This window comes from Curtobacterium sp. MCBA15_008, from assembly GCF_001865065.1.
Taxonomy (GTDB): Bacteria; Actinomycetota; Actinomycetes; order Actinomycetales; family Microbacteriaceae; genus Curtobacterium.
In genome coordinates this window covers 96322-106442 of sequence record NZ_MJGN01000013.1, presented here as the reverse complement: position 1 = coordinate 106442, position 10121 = coordinate 96322, and the positions used below count along the sequence as shown (strand labels likewise).

The 10121-nt window shown below is 68.8% G+C and carries 13 protein-coding genes; 3 read left to right on the top strand and 10 right to left on the bottom strand.

The window, feature by feature from the left end; genetic code table 11:
• Positions 1 to 21 precede the first annotated feature (21 nt).
• Entirely contained in the window at positions 22 to 660 is a 639-nt protein-coding gene (locus tag BIU96_RS18975; RefSeq protein ID WP_254786020.1) for a GrpB family protein, read from the bottom strand.
• A gap of 238 nt (positions 661 to 898) precedes the next feature.
• On the opposite strand from BIU96_RS18975, the gene BIU96_RS07375 reads away from it, so the two are divergent.
• Entirely contained in the window at positions 899 to 2212 is a 1314-nt protein-coding gene (locus BIU96_RS07375; RefSeq protein ID WP_071291964.1) for an MFS transporter, read from the top strand.
• Between the two features lie 38 nt (positions 2213 to 2250).
• Here BIU96_RS07375 and BIU96_RS07370 read toward each other — a convergent pair whose 3' ends face one another.
• Positions 2251 to 2679, bottom strand: a complete 429-nt coding sequence (locus BIU96_RS07370; protein ID WP_083402731.1) for a helix-turn-helix domain-containing protein — start codon at positions 2677 to 2679, stop codon at positions 2251 to 2253.
• Positions 2680 to 2803: 124 nt separating this feature from the next.
• Here BIU96_RS07370 and BIU96_RS07365 point away from each other — a divergent pair, with 124 nt between their 5' ends.
• Positions 2804 to 3484, top strand: a complete 681-nt coding sequence (locus tag BIU96_RS07365; protein WP_071291963.1) for an FMN-dependent NADH-azoreductase — start codon at positions 2804 to 2806, stop codon at positions 3482 to 3484.
• 50 nt (positions 3485 to 3534) lie between these two features.
• On the opposite strand, the gene BIU96_RS07360 is transcribed toward BIU96_RS07365, so the two are convergent.
• From BIU96_RS07360 to BIU96_RS07325, 8 genes are all read right to left on the bottom strand, one after another.
• On the bottom strand, positions 3535 to 3954 hold the full coding sequence (locus BIU96_RS07360; RefSeq protein ID WP_071291962.1) for a hypothetical protein: 420 nt from the start codon (positions 3952 to 3954) through the stop codon (positions 3535 to 3537).
• Complete coding sequence (locus BIU96_RS07355) at positions 3954 to 4148, bottom strand: hypothetical protein (RefSeq protein ID WP_071291961.1); 195 nt, start codon at positions 4146 to 4148, stop codon at positions 3954 to 3956. The genes BIU96_RS07360 and BIU96_RS07355 overlap by 1 nt, the downstream gene beginning before the upstream one ends.
• A 95-nt stretch (positions 4149 to 4243) precedes the next feature.
• Entirely contained in the window at positions 4244 to 4867 is a 624-nt protein-coding gene (locus BIU96_RS18970; protein ID WP_083402729.1) for a class I SAM-dependent methyltransferase, read from the bottom strand.
• A 306-nt stretch (positions 4868 to 5173) separates the two neighbouring features.
• Positions 5174 to 7075: an ABC transporter ATP-binding protein gene (locus BIU96_RS07345; RefSeq protein ID WP_071291959.1), complete on the bottom strand. Its 1902-nt coding sequence runs from the start codon at positions 7073 to 7075 to the stop codon at positions 5174 to 5176.
• A 195-nt stretch (positions 7076 to 7270) separates the two neighbouring features.
• Complete coding sequence (locus BIU96_RS07340) at positions 7271 to 7906, bottom strand: hypothetical protein (protein ID WP_139199887.1); 636 nt, start codon at positions 7904 to 7906, stop codon at positions 7271 to 7273.
• A gap of 56 nt (positions 7907 to 7962) precedes the next feature.
• Complete coding sequence (locus BIU96_RS07335) at positions 7963 to 8325, bottom strand: hypothetical protein (protein ID WP_071291957.1); 363 nt, start codon at positions 8323 to 8325, stop codon at positions 7963 to 7965.
• Between the two features lie 61 nt (positions 8326 to 8386).
• Positions 8387 to 8761, bottom strand: coding sequence for an HIT family protein (locus tag BIU96_RS07330; RefSeq protein WP_071291956.1), 375 nt, complete (start codon positions 8759 to 8761; stop codon positions 8387 to 8389).
• A gap of 56 nt (positions 8762 to 8817) precedes the next feature.
• Entirely contained in the window at positions 8818 to 9267 is a 450-nt protein-coding gene (locus tag BIU96_RS07325) for a MarR family winged helix-turn-helix transcriptional regulator (RefSeq protein WP_071291955.1), read from the bottom strand.
• 84 nt (positions 9268 to 9351) lie between these two features.
• Here BIU96_RS07325 and BIU96_RS07320 point away from each other — a divergent pair, with 84 nt between their 5' ends.
• Positions 9352 to 10074, top strand: coding sequence for an SDR family NAD(P)-dependent oxidoreductase (locus BIU96_RS07320; RefSeq protein WP_071291954.1), 723 nt, complete (start codon positions 9352 to 9354; stop codon positions 10072 to 10074).
• The last annotated feature ends 47 nt before the right edge of the window (positions 10075 to 10121 follow it).

The window sequence follows — 10121 nt, the reverse complement described above, 5'->3', positions numbered from 1 at the left end:
ATCCGTCCGCTAGACCATCGCCTACCGGACGCTGGACGGGAAGCCAGCGGCGTCGAGGGCCCGCTGGTAGATCTCACGGATGACCGAGGTCTTGCGCGCGTTGTACTCGGTCATGGTGCTTGCTGGCTGCTCCGCAGCCTGGCGCTTGGCTACGGCGTAGCGGTCCCGGTCGGCGCTGTTCAAGCGCAGCCAGTTCCGGAACACCACGTGCTTGATGAGTTCGGGGCTGTCCGGTCCGAACACATGCAGGAACACTGTGGGGTGGGCTGGCAGCGCCTGAGACGCCGCAGCGGTCGCGTCCAGGCGAAGCAGTCGGTGCCCGTGCCACCAGGGCTCGCGGACCGTCAGGGTGAAGCCGATCGCTTCCAGTCGCGGCAACCAGCCCCGTTCGTCGGAGGGATCGGCGACCGTGAGGTCCAGGTCGAGGATCGGCTTCGCTGGTAGCCCAGGGACCGCGGTCGAGCCGACATGCTCCACGCGAAGGGCTCGTACGCCGAGCGTCTCGACGACGTGGTCTCGGACGGCCTCCGCCATCCGAGGCCAAGCCGGGTCGGGTTCGACGATGTGAATGGGCCCGTTGCCCGGGCGGACGACCCAAGGGCTTGCTCCTGCCGGGACGACGGGCTCGTCGAAGCTCAAGATCTCAGCTGTCGTCGGCACAGCCCCATTCAACCGGAGGCGATGGTGTGCGGGCGTTTCCTCTCGGATCGATCGTCTCCGGCTGAGCGCGCCGCCGTACGTCACGTCCGTCCGCTGTAAGCTGTCGCGAGGCGGTTTTTCCTCTGATGCCGGTTCTGCCTGACGGCGAACCCTCAGATCGGAACACGCCCATGCCCCTGGTGTTGCCCACGGCCGAGCGACCATCCCTCCCGGAAGCGGACCTCGTTGGGCGTGGCGCATGAGCGCCCCCACGTCCGCAGCCCGTTCAGCATTCCGCGCCACGCTCGTCGGCACGGTCGTGACCTCGATCGGTCAATGCCTGACGCTGCCGTTCCTCTTCGTCTACCTCGACGAGATCCTGGGTATCCCGCTTGCAGGCGCCGGGTTCATCGTTGCTGGCGCAGCCGTCCTCGCGTTGGGAGCGTCAGGGCTCGGAGGCAACCTCGCCGACCGGCTCGGACTCGGCAAGGTCGCGGTCCTCGGCCTCACCCTGCAAGCGGGAGGGACCCTTCTGCTGGCGGTCGCGCGCGAACCCGTTCTGGGTGTGACCGGTTTCGTCATCATGTCCGCCGGGAACTCGTTCGTGTGGCCAAGCCTGAACGGTCTGGTGACGCACCAGGTACCGCCGGACAAGCGATCTCGAGCGTTCGCCCTCCGATTCGGGCTGATGAACGTCGGAATCGGAACCGGATCGCTGATCGCAGCGGTCTCGGTGTCCCTCGCCCGCCCGTCGAGCTTCCACATGGTGTACCTCCTCGACGGTGGGACAACCGTCGTCTTCGCCGCGATCCTCCTCGTCGCGCTCCGCGGCACGATCGGATGGGATGCGCACCGACCCTCGCAGCAGCCAGCAACGCCGTCGAGCTACGGAGCAGTGTTCCGAGACAAAGCCTTCGCCGGGTACCTGGCGGTGCTGTTGACGATGGCCGTGTTCGGAAGCGCGCAACTCGAAGGCCCGTGGGCGTCGTTCGTCACCACGACATCTGGCTCCGGCCAGGTCATCGGGTTGGCGTTCGCGGCCAACACCGTGGTGATCATCGCCCTGCAACTCCCCGTCGAACGCCTGACCCGGTCCCTTCGCCGGAGCAATCTCCTGGTCCTCTGCTCCCTGTCATGGGCCGCAGCGTGGGCACTTACCGGCCTCGCCGCATCCGACCTGGTGCCGCATGCCGCCACCGCGGTCGTGCTCGTGATCGCCCTCGGGATGTTCGGTGTCGGAGAGACGTTCCTCAGCCCCGTCATCAACGCCATGCCCAACGCTCTGGCCCCGGAACATCTCCGCGGTCGCTACAACGCCATGAACTCCGCCACCTACCCGGTGTCTCGATTCATCGGGCCACCCCTCGCCGGGATCCTGCTCGGGGCCGGCCACCCGTACCTCTGGGTCATCTTCATCGTGGTCGGCACAGTCGTGGCCGCCGCCGCCGCATGCATCCTCGGTCGACGATTACCGCAGCACGCCGAACTTCCGCCACCAACGACTGCTCCTACAAGTTGCGCTCGTAGGAACCCTGACCGCACTCCTCCTCACCAGACGAACGGCGATCGATGAACAAACGATTCAGCTCGTACTCGTGATGGGAGCCGTCGTCATTGATGCCGGGTGTCGCCGTCGAAGTCCTGCCGGTTGTCAACGATCGTGTGCTGGTGCTCTCTGACCCAGTCAGCGAGGGCGAGAGCCACGTGTTGCAGTGACCGCCCGAGGTCGGTGAGCTCGTACTCGACGCGGGGCGGCACTTGCGCGTAGACCGTCCGCGACACGAGCCCATCGCGCTCGAGTGCGCGCAAGGTGACGGTCAACATCCGGCGCGAGATGCCAGGGATGACCTCGGAGAGCTCAGTGAACCGGCGCCGTTCGTCGCCGAGCACTCCGATCACGAGCAGCGTCCACTTGTCACCCATGCGTGTCAGCAGCGAGCGGAAGAGTTCCGGATCCTCGCTCGTGCACAGCTCGGCCATCGTGGGCATGGTCTGGTCGAGCCTGGCCTGCAACGTCTCCAGTGCCATCTGTTCCGTCATGTGGTCTCCCGTGGTCACTGCCGGGTAACAGAGGCTCGTTTGCGGTAACGGGAACCCGGCGGGCAGGGTTACCGATCGTAACTGTTGTTCAGGTCGACGGCCTGGAAGCGATCGAAGGAGTGCCATGACCCTGTTCCGCCTCGATGCCAGCATCCGTACCGAGGGCTCCACCAGCCGAGCGCTCGGCGACATCGTCGAGACCGAGTGGAGCGCCGAGCACCCGAGCTCGACGGTGACTCGCCGGCACATCGGTATCGAACCCCTGCCCGCTGACGCGTGGGCCAACGCCGTCGCAGCGTCGGCAACGCCCGACTCCGAGCGCACGCCCGCCCAGGTCACTGCGGTCGCCCTGGCGAGCGAGCTGACCGACGAACTCGCCGGAGCCGACGCGTTGCTGTTCGCCGTGCCGCTGTACAACTGGGGCGTCTCGCAGCACTTCAAGTCCTACGTTGACCTCGTGCTGACCGATCCGCGCATGACGCCCGGTGTCGTTCCGATCACCGCCGGCAAGCCGGCCGTTCTGGTCACTGTGCAGGGAGGCAACTACTCCGCTGGAACGCCGCGGGAAGGGTGGGACCACGCCACATCCTGGATGCGGCGCGTCCTCGCCGACGTCTGGCAGCTCGACCTCGACGTGGTGAAGCGCGAGTTCACCCTCGTCGGCGTGAACCCGGCCCTCGACCAGTTCACGGCCCTGGCTGACGAGTTGCGGAGCCACGCCGAACAGGAAGCAGCTCGCCACGGCCGTACGTTGGCGGCCAAGCCGGCGGTCGCACCAGCCGAATCACTCAATCCGTCTCGGTAGCCGATCGTTCACCGGGACGTCCGGACTGGAGTGCAAGCAGTCCCCCGTGGTTATTCGAAGAGCAGCTTCCCTCGGGCACCGGTGATGGTCAGGCGCCGTAGATCGTGGTCGACGGTGTACGTCGTTGCGTCATCAGTCAGCAGATCCTGTAGGACCGCACGTTGCGCGCCGGCGTTACCGATACAGCCCTGTCCGGTGGCAGCAGTCGATGATTTCGCGGACCGTTTCAGGCTGTCGCCATGACGTGTGAGCCCGTCCGCTTCGACGGTCCCGCAAGGGCCCTCGAAGCGGAGGTCGGTGCCGCCATGCCTGGACGTGATTTGAACGGTCGTGTTGAGTTTTGACCATGTGGTGGCGTCGTCGGACGTGGCGGTGGTGAGCCTAAGCGTTGTTTGAGTCGAGGAGCAGGCCGAGGCCAGCAGCAGCACTGCGATGAGCAGTGCTGTGCTGGCCCCGGCGCGTCTGATCATCAGTTGGTGTTCACGGTAACGCCGGACCAGCGGTCGACGATCTGCGTCAGGGACGTGAAGATGCCGATGGCGCTGCACTGGTTGCTCCCGAGTGAGTAGGCGCGGCCGCACTTGCTGCCGGTCATGAACGGGTGCGTGGAGTCGGAGAAGATAGCGACGTTCCACGACGGCCACTTCCATGACGAGGTGATCATGTCGGCACTTGTCCGCGACTGGCCAGCCGGGTCGTAGCGTCCCCTCCGTCACCGGAGCGGGCTCTGCCCGCCCCTTGCGTCCGGTCGTCGCTCGGCTACCGATCGGTTTCAGCTGCGGCGCGAAGTTGCGCCAACACCGCGCCGTGAGGGCGAGGCTTGGGTGCGGACACGGTTCGTGTGTGCGTCTCGAGGACGTCGAATCCCGCTGCTTCCAGCGCATCGCCGAGCGCGTCGGTTGACCACCGATGAGCGGTGACCACGGCATGCCCGAACGGTGCGACATCGTCGCCGACGAAGAAGCCAACGAGAAGCCGGCCACCCGGTCGGAGCACACGGACGAACTCATCGAGCGGACGATGGATCGCGTCGGGCTCGTGATGGATCAACGAGTACCACGCCAGGACCCCGTCGTAGCTATCCTCCGGATCCTGGAGGGCGTCGACATCGCCGACCGCGAACGCCGCATTGGGATAGGCCTGTCGTGCGTGCTCGATGAACTCCGGAACCTGGTCAACACCTCGTACCTCATGGCCTCGCTGCCTGAGGAACGCGGTCCAGTGGCCGGGGCCGCAACCAGCGTCTAGCAGCGGGCCGTCGACTGAAGCCGCCCATGACGAGACGAGCTGCACGTCGGATGGATGCACGCTCGCCATCGAGCCCAACTGCTCGACGTACTCCGCGGCTCGACGTGAGTACGCCCCCTCGACATCGAACGCCATGACCAGACCCTAACGGGAGGCCACGCCCCCGCTCGATGTTCCGATAGACCATCGGCTACCGGTCACGGTGCGCTGACTCGGGCTGCTGCGGACGTTGTTGCTCTCGAGCAGCACGCGGCCCCGCCGTGAAGAGGACCGGTCCAGCCACGGCGGCGGCGACTGCGGCGGCGAGCAGAGGCGCCCAAGCTGTGAAGCCCGACGCCCTATCGCCCGATCGGAACGACCAAGATCGCCCGACGTGGCGCGCGGGAGGCTCCCGACTGTCAGGCGGCACCTGCGGTTCCGGTCGGACGGATTGCGGAGCCTCTACGCTTCGCTCAGCGATCCCTCGTCCGCCGCGACGTTCTTCTGCACCGCGAACTGGGTCCGGTGCAACTCCTCGTAGCGCCCGCCCGACGTCAACAGCTCTTCGTGCGTGCCACGCTCGACGATCGCACCGTCCTCGATCACGAGGATCTGGTCCGCGCTGCGGATCGTCGAGAGGCGGTGCGCGATCACCATCGCCGTTCGTCCTTCGAGCGCCTCACTGAGCGCCGCCTGCACTGCCGCCTCGGACGTCGAGTCCAGCGCCGCCGTCGCCTCGTCGAGGATGACGACCCGCGGTTGGGCGAGCAGGAGCCTCGCGATCGTCATCCGCTGCCGCTCGCCGCCGGACAGGCGGTACCCTCGCTCGCCCACCATGGTGTCCAGCTGGTCGGGCAGCGACCGGATGAGGGGCTCGAGTCGCGCACGGCGGACGGCGTCCCACACCTCGTCGTCGGAGGCCTCGGGCCTGGCGAGGCGCAGGTTGGCACCGATGGTCTCGTGGAACAGGTGGCCGTCCTGCGTCACCATGCCCATGGTGTGCCGCATGGAGGCGAAGGTGACGTCGCGGACGTCCGTTCCCGCCAGACGGACGGCCCCGCTGTCGACGTCGTACAGGCGCGAGAGGAGCTGCGCGATCGTGGACTTGCCGGCGCCGGACGTCCCGACGAGGGCGACGGTCTGCCCCGGCTCGATCCGGAAGGACACGCCGTGCAGCACCTCCTCGCCGCCGCGGGTGTCGAGCGTGGAGACCTCCTCGAGGGAGGCGAGGGAGACCTTGTCCGCAGAGGGGTAGGCGAAGCGGACGTCGTCGAACTCGACGGCCACGGGACCGGCGGCGACGGTGACCGCATCGGGCTTCTCCTGGATGAGCGGTTCGAGGTCCAGCACCTCGAAGACGCGCTCGAAGCTCACCACCGCGCTCATGATCTCCACCCGCGCGTTCGCGAGGCTGGTCAGCGGCACGTAGAGGCGGGTGAGGAGGAGCGCCAGGGTGACCACTGCACCCGTGTCCAGCTGGCCGGCGAGCGCGAGGAAGCCCCCGAGCCCGTAGACGAGCGCGAGGGCGAGTGCGGACACGAGCGTCAGTGCGGTGACGAAGACGAACTGCAGCATCGCGGTCCGGACCCCGATGTCACGGACGCGGGCCGCGCGCACGCGGAACTCCTCGGACTCCTCGTCGGGCCGGCCGAACAGCTTCACGAGGGTGGCACCCGGTGCCGAGAAGCGCTCGGTCATCTGCGTGCTCATCGCCGAGTTGTGGTCGGCGGCCTCGCGGCGCAGTGCGGCGAGGCGGGTACCCATCCGCCGCGCGGGGATCAGGAAGACGGGGAGCATGACCACGGCGAGGACCGTCACGAGCCAGGACGTACTGAGCATGACGGTCAGCGTGAGGATGAGCGCCACGAGGTTCGTGACCACGCCGGACAGCGTGCCGCTGAAGGCCTGCTGCGCGCCGATCACGTCGTTGTTGAGGCGGCTCACGAGGGCGCCGGTGCGGGTCCGGGTGAAGAACGCGATCGGCATCTTCTGCACGTGGTCGAAGACCGCGGTCCGGAGGTCCAGGATGACGCCTTCGCCGATCCGCGCGGAGTACCAGCGGGTCACCAGCGACGTGCCGGCGTCGGCAACGGCCACGAGGGCGATGACGATCGCGAGCCAGACGATCGTGCCGACCGCACCCCGGGCCACGATGACGTCGACGACCTGGCCCGCGAGCACCGGCGTCGCGACCGCGAGGAATGCCCCCACGACGGAGAGGGCGATGAAGAAGACGAGTTTGGCCCGGTAGGGCACCGCGAACGTCATGATCCGCCGGACTGACTCACGGGAGAAGCCGTGCTTGCCGTCCCGGGCGGTCGAGATCTTGTAGAGCGAGCTCCAGGCCGCGCCTTCCATGCTCATGGCGGTTCCTTCCGTGGGCGACAGGCCCAGCCGAGACGTCGGGCGGTCCGCGCGCGCGGGGTGTTCCCCGGCGACGGCGACCAGGCAGCCAGGATACGGCCCGCGCAGCCCCGACCACGCCGAGGTGGTCGCGACGTGGTTGCCGGGCACCTCAACCATGCGTGCCGCAGCGCGGTTCTCGTGGCGCGAGCCCGGTCAGTGCTCCGCCGACATCGCGAGGAGCGCCGTCAGGCCGCTCCAATCCGGCCGGTAGTCGTGATCCGCCGCGGCACGGCTCTCGGCGGAGAAGGAGGCGACGCGCATCGCCAGCGCGGGGCTCGGCTCGCCGGCCAGAGCGGCCAGTGCGCTGGCGGCAGCGCCGTCCGATCCAGAGCCGAAGCGATGGTGTGCCGTTCCTTCCCGACGGTCGGCGACGAGCATGCGCTGCACCAGCGCGTCGCGCACCACACCGAGGGTGAGGTGCAGCCCGATGACGTCCGCTCCTCGGCCGAAGCGCGTCGCGGCGAGCGCGAGGTCGAACCGCGCGCTGTTGTCCGCAGCGGGCGTCGGCAACAGGATCGAGGCTCCGCGCGCCGCCGCGTCCACTCGGCGCCCGTCGCGGAGGACGAGCCGCACACGCTGCACCCCCTCGTCGACGGTGTCCTGCCACGCCCAGGGTTCGCCACCGAAGAGCACACTCGCGTCGACGTCGGCGACGAGTTCCAGCTCGACGTCGAGATCGCTCCACCGGTCGAGGTCCGCGGGGGTGAGCACCGAGCCGTACGGCTGCACGGCGCGGACCGCCGGCCCAGCGAGACGGACCCGTTCGAGAAGCACTTGCTGCCACTGCACCACCGAAGACTACGTCTGCCGTCGGCATCGACGGCTTGGCGGAGCGGACCGTCCGGTCAGGCCCGCTCGTCGACCAGGGCGATGAACCGGCTGCCCACGCCCTCGACCTCGCGCCGGGTGAGCCCGGCGGTGGGGTCGGGTGCCTGCCAGGGCTCGTGGTAGTCGCACATCAGGTAGTCCCAGTCGGGCCACCACTTCTTGGGCCGGGCCGTCTCGGCGAACGCGCAGACCACGCACTCGAGCTGCACCCAGACCTTCTTCGTGCCCGTGCGGTTCGCCCGTGACTGCACGAGCCACGCCGGCGGGTCCTGCTCGATGGCGTCGAGCTCGGCTTCGGTGAGGCGTGACGGGATCCCGTGGTGGGCGGCCATCTCGAGGGGGATGTCGAGCCGGACGGCGGCTTCGCGTCGGGAGAGCATCCGACCAGGCTACGGGCTGTCGCCGACTGCCGGGACACGCTCGTCGCGGGGCGCCCTCGGGTCAGTACCGACCGCGACCGATCACCGCGTGTCGGACGCCGCCGGTCGGATCGGGGACGTCCCCGTCGAAGCGCGGGATGACGTGGGTGTGCGCGTGGAACACGGTCTGGCCTGCGGCTGCGCCGTCGTTGAACCCCACGTTGTAGCCGTCCGGACGGAACTCCTCGTCGAGTTGGGCCCTGACGACGGCGACGAGTGCGGTCATCGCGGCGATCTCGTCAGCGGTCGCCGCGAACCAGCTGGGGACGGCGCGCTTCGGGATCACCAGCGTGTGTCCGGGCGAGACCGGGTGCGCGTCGCGGATCGCGAAGACCAACGCGTTGTCGGCGACCCACTGATCGGTCGGGATCTGCTGGAACACGGACGGCGTCGTCATGGTCCCAGCCAAGCCGGTCTCGGGGTGTTGCTCAAGTGACACCGTCGCAGGGAGCGTCACACCGGCTGCGACGGGTGACTCGCCAGGACCTTGCCGAGCAGCCGGATCAGGTCGTCCCGCTCCGCAGTGGACAACCCCGCCAACAGCTCGGCCTGAACGGCATCGGCGTGGCCCTGGATCTCGGCGAGGCGTGCTCGGCCCGTCGGCGTGACGGTGACGACGTTCCGCCGCCGGTCGGCGGGGTCGGGAGCCCGGCTCACCGCTCCGTGGCCCTCGAGTCGGACGACGATGCCGTTGACGTTGTTCCGGTCGAGACCGAGGACCCGTCCGATGTCCGCCTGGCTCAGCGGCCCGTTATCGTCCAGCGCGGACAGGACCGCGAAGTCGGAGCGCACCTCGAGCGGCATCCGCGCTCCGGTCAGACGCGCCCCGAGTGTCGCCAGGCGTCCGGCTTGCCAGCTCACGAGGGTCCGGAGTGCCAGGGGCGGGGTCGGTTCGTCGTGCATGGTCGAACACTAGCAGTTGGTGCCACCAACGATTCCGTACTATCGTTGGTCAGACCAACATTCACCATCGACGAGGAGTCGACCATGACCGAGAACACCTCCACACACGACCTCTCCGGGCGACGCGTCCTCGTGCCGGGCGGCACCGGCGGCGTCGGCGAAGGCATCGTCCGTGCCTGGCTGGAAGCGGGTGCTGACGTCGTCGTGCCCACCCGGTCCGACGACCGCGGCGCAGCGCTCCGATCCGCACTCGGCAGCCTCGGCACGTCGCCGCTGCTGCACGTCCCGACGCACGACTCCACGACGTTCGCCGGCGCCGAGGCTCTCGGGCGCGAGATGACCGAGCGACTCGGCGGCATCGACGACGTCGCGGTGCCCGTCGGCGGGTGGTGGCAGGGCGGACCGTTGACCGGCATCACCGAAGGGGACTGGGGGAGTGCCTTCACCGGGCTCGCCACCGCCCACGTGGCGATCGCGCGGGCGATCGTGCCCCGGCTGAGCGGCGCCGGCGCCTACACCGTGATCGTCGGGCAGTCGGCCGAGTTCCCGGTGCCGGGCAGCGGACTCGTGAGCATGGAGCAGGCCGCGGTGCTCATGATGCAGCGGGTCCTCGCGGCCGAGTCGCCCGACAAGCGGATCCACGCACTGGTGCTGGGCCCCGTCCGCACCCGCTTCGTCGACGGTGAACCGGCCTGGGTTTCCGCGGCCGAGGTCGGTGCGACGGTGCTCGAGCTCTCCGTGGCGACCACCGTGACCAGCCGTTCGGTCGCCGTCGGGTCAGCCAGTGCGGGCACGGGCTGCCCGTGACTCGTTCGTGCCCGCAGCCTGAGCGACGACCGCCGCGGCGCTCGCAG

What these genes read in the sequence shown, in the direction of transcription:
- BIU96_RS07375 (WP_071291964.1), top strand. Translation starts at nt 899, where the DNA reads ATGAGCGCCCCCACGTCCGCAGCCCGTTCAGCATTCCGCGCCACGCTC.
- BIU96_RS07370 (WP_083402731.1), bottom strand. Translation starts at nt 2,679, where the DNA reads ATGACGGAACAGATGGCACTGGAGACGTTGCAGGCCAGGCTCGACCAG.
- BIU96_RS07365 (WP_071291963.1), top strand. Translation starts at nt 2,804, where the DNA reads ATGACCCTGTTCCGCCTCGATGCCAGCATCCGTACCGAGGGCTCCACC.
- BIU96_RS07360 (WP_071291962.1), bottom strand. Translation starts at nt 3,954, where the DNA reads ATGATCAGACGCGCCGGGGCCAGCACAGCACTGCTCATCGCAGTGCTG.
- BIU96_RS07355 (WP_071291961.1), bottom strand. Translation starts at nt 4,148, where the DNA reads ATGATCACCTCGTCATGGAAGTGGCCGTCGTGGAACGTCGCTATCTTC.
- BIU96_RS18970 (WP_083402729.1), bottom strand. Translation starts at nt 4,867, where the DNA reads ATGGCGTTCGATGTCGAGGGGGCGTACTCACGTCGAGCCGCGGAGTAC.
- BIU96_RS07345 (WP_071291959.1), bottom strand. Translation starts at nt 7,075, where the DNA reads ATGAGCATGGAAGGCGCGGCCTGGAGCTCGCTCTACAAGATCTCGACC.
- BIU96_RS07335 (WP_071291957.1), bottom strand. Translation starts at nt 8,325, where the DNA reads ATGCTCTCCCGACGCGAAGCCGCCGTCCGGCTCGACATCCCCCTCGAG.
- BIU96_RS07330 (WP_071291956.1), bottom strand. Translation starts at nt 8,761, where the DNA reads ATGACGACGCCGTCCGTGTTCCAGCAGATCCCGACCGATCAGTGGGTC.
- BIU96_RS07325 (WP_071291955.1), bottom strand. Translation starts at nt 9,267, where the DNA reads ATGCACGACGAACCGACCCCGCCCCTGGCACTCCGGACCCTCGTGAGC.
- BIU96_RS07320 (WP_071291954.1), top strand. Translation starts at nt 9,352, where the DNA reads ATGACCGAGAACACCTCCACACACGACCTCTCCGGGCGACGCGTCCTC.